The following is an 18634-nucleotide window of genomic DNA, read 5'->3' as shown; positions in this document are numbered from 1 at the left end:
CCCTGCATGAAGTCTGTGGGATTCGCACTGACTATCAGTTCATTACCAGACAAAAAATGAGGGGAATCCAAAAAAGAAGCAAAGGCAGGGAATAAATTACTATATTTCATTTCTAAAGCTTGAATCGCTGTAGCCCGCATAAACACTGGGGTTACAGCGATTCATTGTTTACACAACTGTTAAAAACAGGATTATACTATCGATAATACCTGATTTCAATAAAATCTTTTCTTATGGCTTATGCAGCTGAGAATTCAAGGCATAATTGATGCTTTATTTTGCTTTGACACAAAGAGTGCAGACCTGTTAATTTCCCAATCTGCACTCTTCTCTCTTTCCTGCCAGCCCTCAATGCTCCAACATATTCTTTTCTCTCCACTCTCATACATCGAAATAACACATTTCAAACGCCGGCCTCATATATTCACAGGCCTTTGCGGATAAACCGCATTTTCCCGCAAGCCTTTCCCAGTTTTCCCTCACTGTCCCGGCAATCTCATCCGCAGCTTCATATGCTTCCTTTTTATCCATATCAAAATATTCCGCGACGCTGGCAGCAAGCTCCATGGAAATGGAACTGTCATCCATATCCACATTTAAGGACAATACGTCTCCATAAGGAACCGGATTCACATCATAAAGCGGCGACAGCCTCCAGCCCGCTTTTGTCAAAAGAAAGCCATGGTTCCTTAAATGGTCATCTGTATTTGAAACAGCCATGTTAAAAACAATACGTCTCCAGAGCTCCTTTAAATCCTGTGCGGGAGCCGCTCCATTTTTTCTGATAAAGGAAACCAAATCCAAATAACTGGAACCGTCATTGCCGGAAGCGCCATCCGTTTTCCCAAGCAAAGTCATCGCCGATGCAAAATGAATCCTGTTATCGCCGTCTCTGTCGAACCTTTTTACAAGAAAGGTAGATCCTGTTTTTGAAAAGGTCTCCAATCTTGCCTCCGGCACATCAAGCCCGCACATCTTTGCCAAATCATGGACTACTTTTTCCCATGCGCCAATATTTGTTTCATCATGCTTCGATGGGAATTTTGCAATCCATAGGTTTCCTTTCGCATCCTGTACCGTTGCCTTAGGCCTGGCCCCGCCCAGAGAGGAGCCAGGTGCAAGCAGCTGGCTTAACCATTTCTCCTCCAGCCCGCTTTCATCATTCTCGAAGCCCAGGCTGGCGGCCTCTAATGTGCGCAGCGCAACCCACGGCGGAATTGCCAACCCCTTGTCATCTGCCAGGAACTCACCGTTTTCCTGTACTTTGAAACGCAGCGCTCCAATCCGCGCCTGATCATACACCCCCAGTAAATAGTCGCTCTCCCCCAGAGTTTTCGGCTTTCTGTTCTCTTTTCTGGCCTGTATGGCTTCTTGGCGCTTCATCAGAGTCCTTCCCCAGCGATCCGGACAGGAATCGGCAAATACCCCGAATATCCGCTTATCCATCGGTACATACTGCCTTCCTCTATACAACGCCAGATCAGGATCCAGGAAATAATTTGCCGCTTCAGAAGTAAGCCATGCTGTCTCATATTCAAAAGCAAACTGTTCTTTTCCCCTGACAGAGGACACATGGAGTCTTCCCATCAGTGCAGGCGCATCTCCGCTCCAGTCTTCATAAACATAAATGGTTTTTTCTTCCATTATCAATCCCCACTCTTTTTGGGCGCACGTTTTCTGGTCACCAATTCCAGATCCTGCAGCTTGCGGCCAAATTCATCGTCTTTCGCAACCAGGGCCAGATCCTTATCCATTCCATTTAAGGCATGCAGTACGGCCGCGTACATGCCAATCGCTACAGAGGGCGAACCTTTCTCTATGGCCCACAAGGTGGCCCGGCTTATGCTGGCACGTTCGGCAACCAGTTCCGTGGACAGTTTCCTGCGCAGCCTGGCCAGCTTTATCTGCTCTCCCATCTGCGCCAGGATTTTTTCTGTTTGCGGCATAATAACAGTCGTTCTTTTGCTCATGTTTCTTCCCTCATTTTATTTCTGTTATTATAAACAAAAATACTAATATTGTCAATTATTTTAAACATTATACTTCTGTTTTCTTGATTTGCCGATAAAGGAAATGCAAAATATGTACATGCCGCATAACCATAAAACCGAAGCCACAAAAGCGCTGCGATACGCCGTCATCCCCGCCCGGGCAGCATCGGGAAATCACCTTGTGATTTCCCGATGTCCGGCTTGCGCCGGATAGGCCACTCACAAAGAGAATGCGTCTGCAAGCAAGCTTGCCCCGCATTCTCTTTGTTCCTGTCCTGCCCGGACTTAATGCTCCAACATATTCTCAATAAAAATCCCATACCCCTTCCTGGAATCCTGCACCAGCACATGGGTCACCGCCCCGATGAACTTCCCGTTCTGGATGATGGGGCTGCCGCTCATGCCCTGCACGATTCCCCCCGTCAGCGCCAGGAGGTCCGGATCCGTCACCGTGAGCTCTATCCCCCGGTTCACATTGTCGCGGTCTAAATGCACCGCCGTTATCTCCACGTCATAGTATCTGGTCATGCCGTCCGCGGTGCAGAGGATCTGGGCCATTCCGGTCTCAATCTCCTGCTTCAGGCCGATGGGCAGGGGCTCCCTGAACCCCATCTCCAGGGCCCTGGCGTTGCAGACCCCGAAGATTCCCCGGTTGCTGTTGTCCGTGATTTCCCCCAGGATGCGGTCATCGGAATAGATAATCATGCCCGTCATCTCCCCGGGATTCCCGGAAGAGCCCTTGTGGATGTCCACGATGTCCGTCTGGTAGAGGCTGCCGCCCTCCATGTGCATCAGGGTGCTGGTGTCCACGTCCGTGATGCCGTGGCCCAGGGCTCCGAAGTTGCCCTGGCCGTCGATGTAGGTCATGGTACCCACGCCCTGGGCGTTGTCCCGGACCCAGACTCCAATCTTGTAATCTCCCGTGGCATCCCGCTGGGGCGTGATCTCCACGTCCATGAGCTCGCCCTCCCGCTCTATGGTCAATACCACGGGCTGCCCGCCGCTGTCCTTCATGCGCTGGATGAAGTCATCCTTTTCCGTCACTGCCTGACCGTTCACCTTCCGGACATAATCGCCGGATTTCAGGATGTATTTCCCCGGGGAATAGCTGACGCCGTCCGGCCCCTGGAATTCCCCCGTGCCCACTACGAGGACGCCGTCCGTCTTCACATAGATGCCGATGGGTGCGCCCACGGGAATCAGCTCCTGGTCCTCGATGACCTGGATGTCCACATTCTTCAGCGTGATGAAGCCGAAGAGCTTCACCTGCATCCGGTAGCCCGACTCCAGCGCCGTCTTCAGAGTGAAGGTCTTGCTCAAATCTATGTCCACTGCCCCCTGGGGGATATTGCTGACCCCCTGGTCGCTTACGCTGACAATCTCTCCCCTGGCCGGGATGCCCAGATGGAGGGATTCCGCCTCACCGGCCCGCACGTTGATCACAGAGGGGATGCTGCTGTCAATCTGGTAATACAGCATGGCCACCAGCGCCGTACAGCTCGCGGCCAGCGACAGGCCCAGGAAGAATCTGTAGATCCGATAGCGCCTAAGCCGCTGCTTCCAGTTCTGGAGCAGGATCACCATGTCCTCCCCCGCCTGCCTTTTGACGGCCTCGTCCTGGCCGCTCTCCCTTCTTCCGCACCTGGCGGCCCTTGTCCTGATGTCCTCTATATCCTGTATGTTCCCCTTGTCCTTCCATCCCATATCCACATACTCCTCCGAATCGATTTCCTCCCGACCGAGCGTGGGGATGCCCCTCTCCACCGCTCGCCCTGCGGGCCGCAGCCGCGTCGGCTGCAGACTTCCGATTGCCTGTCCGTACAAAAAAAGACCCTCTGAGAGTCTTTTTTCGTGTATAGTATGTGAGATTTTTTCCGGTTTCATTCCAGCAGCTTCTGGAATTTTTGTCCGGCAAATTATTTTGAATGGGATTTGTGGGCGGCAGCCTGCAGGCGCATGTCTTTGGCGTTGGACAGGGCGGCCGGGGTCAATGTATCGCTGCCCAAGAGCCTTGCCAGCTCTCCCAGGCTCTCCTCCTCTTCCAGCAGGCGGATGTCGGTGATGGTATTGTCCTGGGTGCTGCTTTTCTCAATGACGAAATGCCTGTCCGCCATGGCGGCTATCTGGGGCAGATGGGTGATGCACAGCACCTGGTGGGCATGGGCCACAGTGTCGAGCTGCTCGGACACCCGCCAGGCCGTCCTGCCGCTGATGCCCGTATCGATTTCATCGAAGATCAGGGTGTCGATGTCGTCCCTGCCGGCCAGCACGGTCTTGATGGCCAGCATGATGCGGGACAGCTCGCCGCCGCTGGCCACCTGGCTCAAGGCCCTCACGCCCTCGCCGGGATTGGTGGAAATCAGGAACTCCACATCGTCGTAGCCCTTTGCGGTGACGGTCTTGGCCCGGTCTATGGCGATCTCGAATTCCACCGTGGCGAAGTTCAGGTTCACCAGGGCCTCCTTCAACTGCTTCGTCAGCACGGCGGCATGCTTCCTGCGGATCTTGGAAAGCCTGCCGCAGCTCTCCTCCAGGTTTGCCCTGGCCGCGGCCAGGCGCCGGTTCAGCCCTTCGATATAGGCGTCGTAGTCCTCCAGCTTGTCCAGGAGCTTCTGCCGCCCCTCCCCGTAGGCGATCACTGCCTCCAGGGTCTTCCCGTATTTTTCCTTCAGGCGGTTCAGGAGGTTCAGCCGCTCCTCCACGGCGGCATACTCCTCGTCGTCGAACTCGCAGTCCTCCATGTACTGGGCCAGGTCCCGGTTGTAGTCCGCCAGCAGATTGTCGATCTCCGCCAGCTCCCCCTCCAGCTCTCCCAGGCGGCCGTCCAGCCCCGACACGTTGCGCAGGGCGCGCAGGGCGCGGCTCAGGGCGCCTCCCGCTCCTCCCTCGAAGTCGCTGCCGGTATACTGATAGCTTTCTGACAGATTTTCGGTTATCCTCTTGCCGTTCACCATGATGCGGTAGCGCTGCTCCAGCTCCTCGTCCTCGCCGGGCACCAGATGGGCCTGCTCGATCTCCTGGAGCTCGAACCGGGCCAGCGCCTGTTCCCTGGCCTTGGCTTCCTCGTCCATGGCCTCTTCCTCCAGGGAGCGCTCCAGCTCCCGGCACTCCCTGTAGGCCACAGCCACCGCCTCCGCCTCCTTCGCAAGCTTCCCGCCGCAGTAGGCGTCCAGAATCTCCATGTGCTTCTTTTTGTGCAGCAGGGACTGGTGCTCATGCTGGCCATGGATGTCTATCAAAAGCTCCGCCAGCTCCTTCACCTGCTTCGCGGTGACGGTCTCGCCGTTGATGCGGTACACATTTTTCCCCACGCTGATTTTGCGGCTGATGGCTACGGTTCCGTCTTCCGACTGCTCCAGCTCCAGCTCCTCCAGCTTCCCGCGGACGCGCTCATTTCCGGTGAAGACCAGCTCCACAAGGGCGCTCTCCGCCCCCTTGCGCAGCATCTCCCGCTCGAACTTCCCCCCAAGGGCCAGGTTCACGCTCCCGATCAGCAGGGATTTCCCCGCGCCGGTCTCTCCGGTGAGAATGTTCAGGCCCTCGCCGAACTCCACCTCCGTCTCTTCCATCAATGCCAGGTTCTTCACATGCAAGCTAGTCAGCATCTTCTTTCTCCTTTCAGGCTTTTGGCCCGCCGCACGCCCCGGCCCTTCCCAAGCCGGGGCATCCGGCCCCGCCAGATTCACCCTCTCCGGCACATCTGCCTGTAAGCCGGCGGACTCTCCCCACCGCCCCCATGGGAGCAAAAGTCCGGCCGTTACGCTGTGATGGATCTGATTTTTTCCATCAGGGCCTGTGCTTCCTCTACTGTATGGGTGGCCACGAAGATGGTGTCGTCCCCGGCGATGCAGCCCACCACCTCGGGAAACTGCAGGGCGTCCATGGCGGTGGCCGCCGCCATGGCCATGCCGGACACCGTCCTGACCACCAGCAGGTTCTGGGCGGTGGCCATGGAAGAAAAGGCATCCTGCAGGACACGGATGAACCGGTCTCCCCGGCCTCCCTCCTCCTGCTCCAGCGCCACATATTTCTGCCCTCCCTCCGCTGTGGGCACCTTGGACAGCTTCAGCTCCCGGATGTCCCTGGAGACCGTGGCCTGGGTCACGGAAAAGCCCGCCTCCCGCAGCCTCCCGGCCAGCTCCTCCTGGGTTCCCACATCGTAGTTGCGAATGATCTCCAGCATCTTGTCCTGCCTGTTCTCCTTCATGTCCCTTCCCCCTCTGTCAGGCTCCTGGTCCCTTAATCTGCCGCAAGTCCGGAGAATGCCCCACTTTGGGCATTCTTCTGTGCGTAACGCATAAGTTCTTTACACGCTATTCTTTCATCTTTCTGTGGAGCACGTCCAGAAAGCTGCCCTGACCCAGCTTCAAGAATTCCGTGGTCTCCTCCGACCTTACGATCCGCAGCCTGTCTCCCGTCCCCAGCGGTATGACATGGTTGCCGTCAAAGCTTGCCTCCACATTCTGGTTCCCGCTCTCCCCCCGGGCCGGTATCTGGATTTCTATCACATCCTCCGGGGAAAGGACGATGCTCCTCTGGTTCAGGGAGTGGGGACAAATGGGCGTCAGCACGATCAATCTGGCGCCGGGCTCCACCAGAGGCCCTCCCGCGGACAGATTGTAGCCCGTGGAGCCGGTGGGCGTGGTGACGATCACGCCGTCCGCGCTGTAATCGTTCAGGAACTGGCCATTGACGTATATATTGAACTTGATGATCTGCAGGGGGCCGCTTCTGGATATCACGATATCGTTCAGCGCCCAGCCCTCTTCCCTCCGCCCGTCCGCGAATGTGGCCCTGCCGCCCAGCATCATGCGGCTCTCCTGCACATAGTCCCCGGCGATCAGCCGTTCCAGCGACTCCTCCAGGTTCGGCACCTCCACCTCTGTCATATAGCCCAGCGTACCCAGGTTCACGCCAATGATGGGAACCCGCAGCATCTTCGTCAGCCTGGCCGCCTGCAGCACCGTGCCGTCCCCGCCCAGCACAATCATGCAATCCGCGTCCGCGGGAACCTCCAGGGAGCTGCCCGGCTCCGGCCGCTGCCGACTTCGCTCTGCATCTCCATCCCGCCCCGGATCCTGATACGGCCACACAGCGCCGCCCTCTGCCCGCCGCCAAGGGGCCTGGCGGGAATCCTCACCCGACCCGCAAATTCCCTGGGCCATGACGGTGACGCGCTTCCCCTTCAGCCGCAGGAAGTCGCAGATCCGCTTTGTGGTGGCCAATTCCCTGTCCTTCTGTCGATTGGTATAGATCAGAAAATGCTTCATGGCTCTCCGGCTCCTTCATAGCTGTGCATGGGAAGCCGCCACCGTCTCCCCGATCAGGCTGTCCCAGCCAGGCTGCCGGGACAGCCCCCCGCCGCTCTCCGCAGCCTCCCGCAGCCGCTCCTCGGCGTCCCGCTCGGACAGGCCCCTCAGTTCGGCAGACGGCTCCCCCTCTTTTTTCAGGTGCAGCAGATACTCGATGTTCCCCTCCGGCCCTCTCACCGGGGAGTAATCCAAATGCAGCGGGCCAAATCCGACTACGTCCGCGTAGTCGACGATTTTCCGGATGACCTCCCCGTGAATCTCCGGCTCCCTGACCACGCCCTTCTTGCCCACCTTCTCCCTGCCCGCCTCGAACTGGGGCTTGATCAGGCAGACCATCTCCCCGCCGCGCTTCAGCAGGTTCCGGGCGGGAATCAATATCTTCGTCAGGGAGATGAAGGACACGTCCACGCTGGCAAAGTCCAGCGGCTCCCCAATGTCCTCCGGCACAACGTACCGGAAGTTCGTCTGCTCCATGCAGACCACCCTTTCGTCGCCCCGGAGCTTCCAGGCAAGCTGCCCGTGCCCCACGTCCACGGCATAGACCTTGGACGCTCCCCTCTGCAGCATGCAGTCCGTAAAGCCCCCGGTGGAGGCCCCGATGTCCATGCACACCTTATCCGCCAGGGAAAGCCCCCATGTCTCCACGGCCTTCTCCAGCTTCAGGCCGCCCCGGCTCACATAGCGCAGGGCGCTCTCCCGCACCTCCAGCGCGATTTTCGCCTCATCGAAAAATGTCCCGGCCTTATCCTCCTTCTGTCCGTTCACATAGACATTGCCGGACATGATGATGGCCCTGGCCTTTTCTCTGGAGGGCGCGTGGCCCTGTTTTACCAATATGACATCCAAACGTTCTTTCATCCGTCTTCCTACGCCTCGCCGATTCTCTCCAGAATCCTGGTCACGATGCCCTCCGCGTCCATGCCGATTTCCTGCTTCAGCAGCTCCACATTGCCGTGTTCCACGAAGACATCGGGAACCGCTATGCCCAGGAAGCGGCTGCCCAGGCCCTTTTCGTTCATATAAGCCAACACCTTCTCCCCGTAGCCGCCGCAGGCCACGTTCTCCTCCATGGTGACAATCAGATTATGGCTCCCGCAGGCTTCGGCCACGGCCTCCTCGTCGATGGGCTTCACGAACCTGGCGTTGACCAGGCTCACCTCATGGCCCGCCGCCTTCAGCCGCTCCCGCACGTCCTCGGCGGTCTTCACCATGCTGCCCAGCGCGAACAGGGCGATCTCCCGCTCCCTGTAGATCCACTCTGCCCTGCCCAGGCTTACGGGCTCCCGGTGCTCCTTCAGCCCCGCGTAGGCCGTCCCCCTGGGATAGCGCACCGCCACGGGCGCTCCCAGAGACACCGCGAACTTCAGCATGTCCGACAGCTCCCACTTATTCTTGGGGGCGCAGATATGCATGTTCGGGATGCCGGAGAGATATGTAAGGTCGAATACCCCCTGATGGGTCTCCCCGTCGCTGCCCACCAGTCCCGCCCTGTCGATGGCGAAGACCACAGGGAGGTTCTGCAGGCACACATCGTGCAGAATCTGGTCGTAGGCCCGCTGCAGGAAGGAGGAATACACGGCCACGATGGGCTTCATGCCCCCCACCGCCAGTCCTGCCGCGAAGGTCACCGCGTGCTGCTCCGCTATGCCTACGTCAAAGAAGCGGTCCGGATACATGTTGTGGAACCGTTTCAGCCCGGTGCCGTCCGGCATGGCGGCGGTGATGGCTACAATCCTGTCGTCCCTCTGGCCCAGCTTGCACATCACCGTGGAGAAGATGTCCGTATAATTGGCCACTGTCCTGGGGTGGGAGGGGATGCCTGTCTCGATGTCGAAGGGCTCCGTGCCGTGGAACCTGGCGGGATGGCGCTCCGCGGGCCGGTATCCCCTGCCTTTCTCCGTCAGCGCGTGGATCATCACCGGACCCTCCACCCGCTTGGCGGCCTGGATGGTGGCCACCAGGGCCGGGATGTCGTGCCCGTCCACAGGCCCCAGGTAGGTGATGCCCATGTCCTCGAACATCATGCCGGGTATCACCAATTGCTTGAAGCTGCTCTTTGCCCTGCGGATGCGGCTGATGGTGCTGTCCCCCCGCTTGGTGCCCTGGAGGGCATTGTAGATTCCCTTTTTCAGGTCCAGATAGCCGGAGGCCGTGCGGATGCTGTTGAGATATTTGGACATGCCCCCCACGTTCTCGGAGATGGACATGTTGTTGTCGTTCAGGATGATGATGAAGTTCGTCTCCAGCTTGGCGGCGTTGTTCAGGGCCTCGTAGGCCATGCCCCCGGTCAACGACCCGTCCCCGATTACCGATACGATCGTCTCGCTGCCGCCTGTAATCTCCCGGGCCTTCACCAGTCCCAGCCCCGCGGACAGGGAGGTGGAGCTGTGGCCTGTGTCGAAGACGTCGCATTCGCTTTCCTTGCGCTTGGGGAAGCCGCTGAGGCCATGGAACTGGCGCAGGGTCTCGAACCTGCCCTTCCGGCCGGTGAGGATCTTGTGGGTGTAGGACTGATGCCCCACGTCCCAGATGATTTTGTCCTTCGGGAGATTCAGGGCCAGGTGCAGGGCCATGGTCAGCTCCACGGCCCCCAGGTTCGCCCCCAGATGCCCTCCCGTGACGCTGATCGTCCGTATCAGGAAATCCCGGATCTCCTGTGCCAGACTTCCCAAGTCCTCTTTCCTTATCTTCTTGATATCGTTCGCCTGTCCAATGGTCTCCAGCAACATCGCCATCCCTTGCCTTTCCCGGCAGCCTTCCTCAAAAGCTATCCATAAAAGCTATCCATGGAAGAACGCTGCGCCCGTTTATCGCTCCTATTTTCTTCTGTCTATCAAGTTCAGTATCAACTGCTTCAGGAACTCATGCTCCCCCTCGAAACCGTCCAGTATAGCCACAGCCTCTCTGGACAATGCTTCTGCGTCAGCCTTTGCCTGCTCCAGGCCCTTCCATGTCACATAGGTGGTTTTCCCGTTCTGGGCGTCGCTGCCAGTGGACTTGCCCAGCTCCCCGCTGTCGCCGATCACGTCCAGGATGTCGTCCTGTATCTGGAAGGCGATGCCTATGTTGTAAGCGCATTTTTCGATGACGGCCACCCGGTCTTCTCCGGCTCCCGCCAGAATCGCGCCTGTCATCATGGCCGCCTGTATCAGGGCCGCGGTCTTGTGGGCATGGATGAACATGAGCCTGGTCCCGGCATCCTCCGCAACGGACTCCGTGGAATCCTCTGAGCCCTGTGCGGCCATGGCCGAATCTCTCCCGTGCCCGTCCAGGCCCTTCTCAGCCTGGCCGAATTTCTTCTCGGCCATGACGAAGCTCTTCTCGGCCATGACATCCACCACCTGCCCGCCAATCATGCCATGAATCCCTGCCTTGCGCGCCAAAACGGAAAACGCGGCAGAGGCCCGCTCCAGCCGCGCAAGCCTTTCGCCCTCAGAGGCGCTGCTCCCCGGCCCGGGCTCCCCAAGCGCCCGGATCGCCGTCTCAAAGGCATAGTTCAGCAGACCGTCCCCGGCCAGGATGCCCATGGTCTCCCCGTACACATACCAGGTGGTCTCCCTTCCCCTGCGGTAGCGGTCATTGTCCATGGCGGGCAGATCGTCGTGCACCAGGGAATAGGTATGAATCATCTCGATGGCAGCCATGAAATGTTCGATTGCGCCGCCGTCTTCCCCGCCGCACATCCGATAGGTCTCCCGCATGAGAATCGGGCGCAGGCGCTTTCCCCCGGCCAGCAGACTGTAGTTCATGGCCTCTATGATTTTCCCCTGCAGCCCTTCCTCCTTAGGCAGATGCTCCCGCAGCACCCGCTCCGCATATGCGGTCTCCTCCCGCAGCCTCTCCTCAAATGCTGATGCGTCCATTTCCGAATTCCTCCAGTTCTCCCTCTTCCGTAAGCTTGAGCACCTGCTTCTCCACCTTATCTATCTGGTCGTTGCACTGCTTCAGGACCGCCATGCCCGCGCTGTAGGCCGTGAAGGCCTCCTCCAGCGGGATGTCGTCCCGCTCCAGCTCCCCGATCAGTTCCTCCAGCCTGGCGAAATTCTCCTCCAGGCTAAGCTTTCTCGTCTCTTCAGCCATTTTCCACTCTCTCCTCGTCCGATTGCCTTAGCCGCTTCCTGATGATACATTTCACCCCTATCACCGCCTCCAGAATCCCCAGAGCTATCCCGCCCCCCAGCAAAGCCTCTCTGGTACCAGAATTGCGCCGCCTCCAGTGTAGGATACATTCGATGCCCCAGACAATCCTCCACCATATTCACGATTAGCCAAACGCTCCAAAAACAATGACAGGAGTCAGCCCCTTGTCGATTCTCCTCAGCATAGCTTTCCCCTTCCGTCCTCCGCGGGCCCAATCCTGACCACCCTGGCCCCGATCCGCCCGTCCTTCACCCGGATGGTGATGTCCTGCCCTTCCCGCACCTGCCTTACGGAGCGGATATTGTGCCCCGCGCTGTCCTCCACATAGGAATAGCCGCTGCCCAGCTTCTCCAGAGGGGACAGCCCCTTCATCCGCTCGATGTAGATTTCCAGCTCGTGGCGGCGGCGCTCCAGGAGCCTGTTCATCCTTTCCTGCAGCCTCTCCTCCGCCGACAGCGCGGCCATCTTCCTCTCCCGGATCTGGCTCCCGGGGCTCTTCAGCTTCAGTTTCAGCTCCAACTGCCTGGCCTGTCCCCGGCCGTCCTGGAGCTTCCTCTGCATCAGGCGCAGCAGCGCGTCCCTGTAATTCAGTATCCCGCTCATGATTTCCCGGATATCCGTCACCGCCAGCTCCGCTGCCGCCGATGGCGTGGGCGCCCGCAAGTCTGCCACGAAATCCACGATCGTGGTATCCGTCTCATGTCCCACCGCGGAGATGACCGGTACGGAGCAGTCGAACACCGCCTGAGCCACCTCCCTCTCGTTGAAAGCCCACAAATCCTCGATGGAGCCGCCGCCCCTGCCCACGATCATCACGTCCACCCCAAGGGCCTCCAACGCCCGGATGCCCCGGACGATGCTGGGCACCGCCGCCTCCCCCTGGACGATGGCCGGATAGAGGATGATCTGCACGTAAGGATTCCTCCTGCCCGCTATCTGGATGATGTCCCGGACGGCCGCTCCCGTGTCCGCTGTGACCACGCCCAGGGTCTGTATGAACCTGGGGATGGGCTGCTTGTACTCCGGGGCGAACATGCCGGATTCCTCCAGCTCCTGTTTCAGCCGTTCGAACCTCTCGTAGAGCTGGCCGCTTCCGTCCAGCCGGATTTCCTTCGCGTAGAGCTGGTACTTCCCGTCCCGCTCGTACACGTCCACCGCGCCGCCCACAATCACCTGCTGGCCTTCGGACATACGAAAAGAGAGGCCCGCACGGCTGCCCGCGAACATCACGCAGCTTATGGTCCCCCTGGAATCCTTCAACGTAAAATAGATATGTCCCGAGGAATGGTACTTGCAGTTGCTCACCTCGCCCTTCACATAGAGCCTCTGCAGCAGATAGTCCTGCGTGAACATATTTTTGATATAAGAGTTCAATTGTCCTACAGTATAAACATTCCGGATCTCAATCACCTGATTTCAACAATTCGCGAGCGCTTTCCGTCCGCGGAAGCTTCACGATCTTGGCCAGGATGGCGTTCACGAAACCGCCGGCGTTCTCCTGCCCGTACAGCTTCGCCAGCCCCACCGCCTCATCTATCGCCACTCCCGCGGGAATGTCGTCGTCAAAGCGCAGCTCGTACACCGCCAGGCGCAGCACAGCCAGCTCCACCTTGCCCATCCGCCTGGTATTCCATCCCACGGTATTTTCGTCGATCAGCCTGTCTATCCCGGGAAGCTCCCGAAAGACAGTCTGACAGCGCTTCTCTATATAATCGGCATCCTTCTGGGATCCGATCTCCTCGTTGTCCTCCACGAACAGCCTCATCTGCCTGGGCATGTCCTGGGCCGGATGGAACTCCGCCTGGAACAAAAGCCGGAAAACCTGCTCCCTTTGTTCATGTCTTCCCATTTGTCACCCCCCGAAGCCCGCGTCACACCCTGACCTTCACTCCGGCGATGCGGATGTTCACGTCAGTGCAGTTCAGGCCTGTCATGTTCTCGATGGCCGCCTTCACCTTGGCCTGCACATGATGGCAGGTGGCCGGGATATTGTATCCGTATTCCATGGTCACGGCCAGGTCCACCCGCACATTGCGCCCGGTCACCACCACCCTCACGCCCTTGGTCAGCTTCTTCATGCCCACCTTGCCCATGAGCTCATTGGTGATGTTCCCGGCCATGGCGCTGATGCCCTCCACCTCCGTGGCCGCCAGGGAGGCAATCATCGCCACCACGTCGTCAGCGATCTGCACCATGCCCACATTCTCCTCCGCTTTCAATACCACTGTACTGCTCTCTGTTTCTTTTCCCATGAAAAATACCCTCCTGAAAAAGCATTTCAAATATGTCCCAATATTATACCACAATTTCGCGCGCTTCGCGCACATGGAATCAAAAGTTGACACAATGTCTTTATGGGTCAACATTATACCATAGATCCTATTCATTTGTCACCCAAAATGTCAGCGACAACTGTTTTTCGTTCTGGGCATAGGCCACCCTGCCCTCCTCGTCCGACAGATACCGGAAAATCTCCTGCCCGTCTATCAGCCCCTCCACCACTTCCCTGTAGCAGGGCTCGTCGGCGCATTTGATCGTCACGTCGGCGCGGCCCTCTTCCAGGGTTTTCCGGAACAGGGCCTCCATCTGCTCCCTGTCATAAAAAGTGAAATACGCGCCCTCCCGCACATAATAGTTCGCTTCAGTGGCAACGCACAGGGGCATGGGCACCTGGCCTCCGATGGAGTGGGTGCGCAGCAGCTCCGCAGTGGTCACGTTCAGATAGTCATAGTTGATCTCCGGCATGGCGATTCTGCCGCTCCCGTCCCCGGCCTCCTCCCCGGAGGGCGTATCATCCATCTGGTAGGACACGTCCCCCCATGTGGTGTCCACATAGTAGTAGTTCCCGTTCACCTTCACCAGATTCCAGGCATGGCCCTCCCCGGTCTCCACGGTCCCCAGGACCAAAGTGCACTCCACCCCCAGCCTGTTCAGCAGATACTGGGTGGCCTTGGCATAGCCCTGGCAGACGGAGGAGCGGCCTACGAACACCGAATATATGTTCTGGTTGTCCGCGGCGTTCAGGTCGTAGTCCGTCTGGCGGATCAATGTGTCGTACACATACTTTACCTTGTCATAATCCGAGGCCTCCTCCGGAATGCCGGCCAGGATCCGATCCGCGGCCAGCCGAATCTCCTCCTCCCGCTCCACGGCAGTGTCCAGGTCCACATTGTAGGTGCCGGAGAACTCCACGGCAGTGAGGGTTGTCCCCCTGGAGTATTTCGTGTAGGAATAGCCGTCCACATAGAACAGCTCCGGGTGGTCGCTCAGGACGCACTGGAAAATCTTGTCGATGCTCTCCTCGTCCAGCCCTGCCTCAAGCCCCTCCCGGCTTAAGTGCTCCTGCCTGCCGAAGCCCCCCAATATGCGCTCCATGTCATCGTACCAGATCTGCTCCGTCTCGCTCAGGGTAGCGCGGGCATAGAGGCAGTTCCCCTCCGTCAGGAAATTCACCGGAGGCTCCGTCTCCTCCGGCGGCTCCTGGGTCTGGGTAATGCTGGTGGACACCTCCTCCGCCTGCAGGGAATAGTCCCGGGGCACCTCGTGCCGGAAATCGATTCCCGCACAGCCTGTACATACCAGGCACAGGAGCGCCGCCCCCAGCATGGGCCATATCATATGCGTCTTCTTCCTCATCTGCCCGCTCTCCTTTATCCGGGCCCGTCCCGCCTTAGTTTTTGTTGAATTCCGTCAGAACGAGTCCTTTATTCCGGTCAAGCGTCATGCCGACGCTCCATGGGTTCACGAATAAAAGCAAAGGATTCCCCTTCATGTCCTTCACCTTCTTCATGTCCGAGGTGCCCATCAGCTTCTCGATGTCCACCTCATCCTTGTTTTCAATCCAGCGGATATGCTCATAGGGCAGGGAATCCAGCCGGATCTCCACATTGTACTCGTTTTCCAGCCTGTACTTCAGCACGTCGAACTGCAGCACGCCCACCACGCCCACGATGATTTCCTCCAGGCCCGTGTTGAATTCCTGGAAAATCTGGATGGCGCCCTCCTGGGCGATCTGCTGGATGCCCTTGACAAACTGCTTGCGCTTCATGGTGTCGATCTGGCGCACCCTGGCGAAATGCTCCGGGGCGAAGGTGGGGATACCCTCGTACTGGAACTTCTCCTTGGGGCTGCACAGGGTGTCCCCGATGGAGAAGATGCCGGGGTCGAACACGCCGATGATGTCCCCAGCGTAGGCCTCGCTCAGAATCTTCCTGTCGTCCGCCATGATCTGCTGGGGTTGGGAGAGCCGCATGACCTTGCCACCCTGGACGTGGCGCACCTCCATCTGGGCGTCGAACCTACCGGAGCAGATGCGCATGAAGGCCACCCTGTCCCGGTGGGCCTTGTTCATATTGGCCTGAATCTTGAACACAAAGGCGCTGAAAGCGTTCTCCGTCGGCTCTATCATGCCCACGTCCGCCTTTCTGGCCAAGGGCGTGGTGGTCATCTGCAGGAAATGCTTCAGGAAGATCTCCACGCCGAAATTGGTCAGGGCGGAACCGAAGCACACAGGCGTCAAATCTCCCGCCCGCACCGCCTCCAGGTCGAAATCCGCTCCCGCTCCGTCCAGCAGGTCGATCTCCTCCAGCAGCTTGTCCGCAGCATCGTCGCCGATCTGGGCCCGCAGCATGTCCTCCTGCGCCACAGGAATCTCCGTGGCCCTGCCCTCCTTGGTGCCCTTCTCCGTGTCCGCGTAGGAGATCACGCATTTCTTCTCCCTGTCATAGACGCCCTTGAATTCCTTTCCCGAACCGATGGGCCAGTTCACGGGGCAGGTAGCGATACCTAACTCTTTTTCGATATCGTCCAGCAGATCAAAGGTGTCCCGGGCATCCCTGTCCATCTTGTTGATGAAGGTGAATATCGGAATCTTGCGCATGACGCAGACCTTGAACAGCTTCCTGGTCTGGGCCTCCACGCCCTTGGAGGCGTCGATCACCATCACGGCGGAATCCGCGGCCATCAAAGTGCGGTAGGTGTCCTCCGAGAAATCCTGATGCCCGGGCGTGTCCAATATGTTGATGCAGTAGCCGCCGTACTCGAACTGCAATACCGAGGAGGTCACTGAGATACCTCTCTCCTTCTCTATCTCCATCCAGTCGGAGACGGCGTGCCTGGCCGTGGCCTTTCCCTTCACGCTCCCCGCCAGGTTGATGGCGCCGCCGTAGAGCAGGAATTTCTCCGTCAGGGTGGTCTTGCCGGCATCCGGGTGGGAGATGATGGCGAAGGTGCGCCGGCGGTTTATTTCTTCTGTGTAGTCGTTCATTTATTCACGTTCCTCCATTTTCATGTCATCACAGCAGCTTGTCCAATTCTGCGTTCAACCTCTCCTTTAATTCCGTCAACTCTTCCGGCGTGGGAAGGTACTCGTCCGCGAGAAGCTCGTCCCCCAGCTGCCATACCGGGCCGGGCTTCGGCGTATCCCCTTTCCTCCTGGGGTGGAAATGCCAGTGCATGTGAAGCCCCCTTCCGGCTCCCAGCAACGAATAGTTGAGCTTTTCCGGCTGGAATGCGTTATAGACTGCCTCCGCAGTCAGCGACATCTCCCGCAGGAATTCCTGCCGGAAGGAAGGCTCCAGAAAATGCAGCTCTGTGGCATGCTGCTTACACAGGAACAGGGAGTATCCCCTGATTCGCTGATGGTCTCCGATGACTACATATCCTGTATTCAGTTCTCTGACGAAATAAGGGTTTTTGTTTTTCTTTATCAGTTCAATCCTCTCACAAATCAGACAGTCGCACATTCCTCTTTCGTCTCCTTTCTCTTTCCGGCCCTGCCCTTACGGCGGGGTGACGAATCCGTCCTCCCGGGAAGGTATCCCTTCTTCGAATGGTATCCCTTCTCCGAATGGTATCCCTTCTCCGAATGGCAGCATGGACTCTCCCTCAAAAGCGGGCACGATGCCAAAGTAGTCCAGCACAGTGGCGCCGATGTCCGCGAAGGTCTCCCGGGTGCCCAGGTTCCTTGGCTTGATACCGGATCCGTACATGAGGAACGGCACATGCTCCCTGGTATGGTCGGTGGTGGCAAGGTACCCCGGGTCGCAGCCGTGGTCGGCCGTAATCATGAGGATGTCCTCCTCCTTCAGCTTTCCTAAGATTTCAGGAAGCTTGCCGTCAAAGTAGGTCAGCGCCTTCGCGTAGCCGTCTATATCCCTGCGATGGCCGTAGAGCATGTCGTAGTCCACCAGGTTGATGAAGCAGAGCCCCTCGAACTCCTTGTCCAGATACTCCAGCGTCCGCTCAATGCCCTCCTCGTTGCCGGAGGTGTACACGGACTCCGTGATGCCCTTTCCGGCGAAGATGTCCTTGATTTTGCCCACGGCGATGACCGCTTTGCCGCTGTCCGAGAGCTGATCCAGCATGGTAGTGGAGGGCGGCAGGATGGAGAAATCATGACGGTGGGCCGTCCTTGTGAATTCCCCGCCCCGGGGGCCGATGAAGGGCCTGGCGATGACCCTGCCCACGCCGTGCCGGCCCTGCAGGATCTCCCTTGCAGCCCTGCAGTATCCGTACAGCTCCTCCAGAGGCACTTTCTCCTCGTGGGCCGCTATCTGGAACACGCTGTCGGCGGATGTGTATACGATCAGGTCTCCGGTGGCCATATGGGCATCGCCGTAATCCTGAATCACTGTGGTGCCGGAGTAGGGCCGGTTGCAGAGCACGCCCCGCCCTGTCTTTTCGCAGAAGGCATCCAGCACTTCCTTCGGGAACCCCTCCGGATAGGTGGGCAGGGGCCTGGGTGAATAAATCCCCGCAATCTCCCAGTGGCCGATGGTGGTATCCTTGCCTCTGGAGCGCTCCCTGAGCCTGGCTATCACAGCGCTGTGGTCTTTCCTGTTTCCCGGCACGGATACGCCGTCTATCCGGAACAGCCCCAGCTCCCCCATGTTCGGCATGGAAAAGAACGGGCTGGAGGACACAGTCCCCAGCGTGTTGACGTTCACGTCGCCGTAGGAAGCCGCATCCTCCATTGCACCGATTCCAAAGCTGTCCAGCACGATCAAAAATACCCTTTTCATAGTCTCTTCTGTCCTCTCTGATGGCCATCCGGCCGCCTCATGCCCCGAATAAGGTCATTATATCATGTGCAAAGCCCGCACATGATGGATGGCCATCCGGCCGCTTCCTGCCCTGAATAAGGTCATTATATCATGTGCAAAGCCCGCACATGATGGATGGCCATCCGGC

General features: G+C 58.5%; 17 protein-coding genes. All 17 read right to left on the bottom strand.

Annotation, left to right across the window (positions count from 1 at the left end; translation table 11 throughout):
- Window positions 1-381: 381 nt before the first annotated feature.
- Entirely contained in the window at window positions 382-1644 is a 1263-nt protein-coding gene (locus Q2B33_RS11120) for a type II toxin-antitoxin system HipA family toxin (protein WP_300568940.1), read from the bottom strand.
- 2 nt (window positions 1645-1646) lie between these two features.
- A complete protein-coding gene (locus Q2B33_RS11115) occupies window positions 1647-1946 on the bottom strand; it encodes a helix-turn-helix domain-containing protein (RefSeq protein WP_300815588.1) in 300 nt (99 codons plus the stop codon).
- A gap of 330 nt (window positions 1947-2276) precedes the next feature.
- Complete coding sequence (gene spoIVB / locus Q2B33_RS11110; protein WP_300568934.1) at window positions 2277-3815, bottom strand: SpoIVB peptidase; 1539 nt, start codon at window positions 3813-3815, stop codon at window positions 2277-2279.
- A 92-nt stretch (window positions 3816-3907) separates the two neighbouring features.
- Window positions 3908-5596: a DNA repair protein RecN gene (gene recN / locus Q2B33_RS11105; RefSeq protein ID WP_300568931.1), complete on the bottom strand. Its 1689-nt coding sequence runs from the start codon at window positions 5594-5596 to the stop codon at window positions 3908-3910.
- Between the two features lie 152 nt (window positions 5597-5748).
- Window positions 5749-6198 (bottom strand): arginine repressor, encoded by a 450-nt coding sequence (gene argR, locus Q2B33_RS11100; protein WP_300568928.1) that lies wholly within the window; start codon window positions 6196-6198, stop codon window positions 5749-5751.
- 106 nt (window positions 6199-6304) lie between these two features.
- Window positions 6305-7261, bottom strand: coding sequence for an NAD(+)/NADH kinase (locus Q2B33_RS11095; RefSeq protein ID WP_300568925.1), 957 nt, complete (start codon window positions 7259-7261; stop codon window positions 6305-6307).
- Window positions 7262-7276: 15 nt separating this feature from the next.
- Window positions 7277-8161, bottom strand: coding sequence for a TlyA family RNA methyltransferase (locus tag Q2B33_RS11090; RefSeq protein WP_300568922.1), 885 nt, complete (start codon window positions 8159-8161; stop codon window positions 7277-7279).
- Between the two features lie 8 nt (window positions 8162-8169).
- Window positions 8170-10032 carry a 1-deoxy-D-xylulose-5-phosphate synthase gene (dxs, locus tag Q2B33_RS11085; protein ID WP_300569000.1) on the bottom strand — a complete coding sequence of 621 codons (1863 nt, stop codon included), beginning with the start codon at window positions 10030-10032 and terminating at the stop codon, window positions 8170-8172.
- A gap of 87 nt (window positions 10033-10119) precedes the next feature.
- Complete coding sequence (locus tag Q2B33_RS11080) at window positions 10120-11166, bottom strand: polyprenyl synthetase family protein (RefSeq protein WP_296474202.1); 1047 nt, start codon at window positions 11164-11166, stop codon at window positions 10120-10122.
- Window positions 11147-11383: an exodeoxyribonuclease VII small subunit gene (gene xseB, locus Q2B33_RS11075; RefSeq protein WP_296474204.1), complete on the bottom strand. Its 237-nt coding sequence runs from the start codon at window positions 11381-11383 to the stop codon at window positions 11147-11149. Before xseB ends, Q2B33_RS11080 begins: the two co-directional genes overlap by 20 nt.
- 237 nt (window positions 11384-11620) lie before the next feature.
- The gene (gene xseA / locus Q2B33_RS11070) at window positions 11621-12844 is read right to left on the bottom strand and encodes an exodeoxyribonuclease VII large subunit (protein WP_300774756.1); all 1224 of its coding nucleotides are present in this window, start codon (window positions 12842-12844) and stop codon (window positions 11621-11623) included.
- Between the two features lies 1 nt (window position 12845).
- Window positions 12846-13292 (bottom strand): transcription antitermination factor NusB, encoded by a 447-nt coding sequence (gene nusB / locus Q2B33_RS11065; RefSeq protein WP_296456458.1) that lies wholly within the window; start codon window positions 13290-13292, stop codon window positions 12846-12848.
- Between the two features lie 22 nt (window positions 13293-13314).
- Window positions 13315-13695, bottom strand: coding sequence for an Asp23/Gls24 family envelope stress response protein (locus tag Q2B33_RS11060; protein WP_296474207.1), 381 nt, complete (start codon window positions 13693-13695; stop codon window positions 13315-13317).
- A gap of 127 nt (window positions 13696-13822) precedes the next feature.
- Window positions 13823-15079 carry a transglutaminase domain-containing protein gene (locus Q2B33_RS11055; RefSeq protein WP_300568913.1) on the bottom strand — a complete coding sequence of 419 codons (1257 nt, stop codon included), beginning with the start codon at window positions 15077-15079 and terminating at the stop codon, window positions 13823-13825.
- Window positions 15080-15113: 34 nt separating this feature from the next.
- Window positions 15114-16709 carry a peptide chain release factor 3 gene (locus Q2B33_RS11050; RefSeq protein ID WP_300568910.1) on the bottom strand — a complete coding sequence of 532 codons (1596 nt, stop codon included), beginning with the start codon at window positions 16707-16709 and terminating at the stop codon, window positions 15114-15116.
- Between the two features lie 28 nt (window positions 16710-16737).
- Entirely contained in the window at window positions 16738-17187 is a 450-nt protein-coding gene (locus Q2B33_RS11045; RefSeq protein ID WP_300568908.1) for an HIT family protein, read from the bottom strand.
- A 36-nt stretch (window positions 17188-17223) separates the two neighbouring features.
- On the bottom strand, window positions 17224-18465 hold the full coding sequence (locus Q2B33_RS11040; protein WP_300568905.1) for a phosphopentomutase: 1242 nt from the start codon (window positions 18463-18465) through the stop codon (window positions 17224-17226).
- Window positions 18466-18634 lie beyond the last annotated feature (169 nt).

It is taken from the genome of uncultured Acetatifactor sp., assembly GCF_948601915.1.
In the GTDB taxonomy this organism is placed as follows: domain Bacteria; phylum Bacillota; class Clostridia; order Lachnospirales; family Lachnospiraceae; genus Acetatifactor.
Note: the sequence above shows the minus strand (reverse complement) of the source record. Positions and strands in the feature narration are given on the sequence as shown.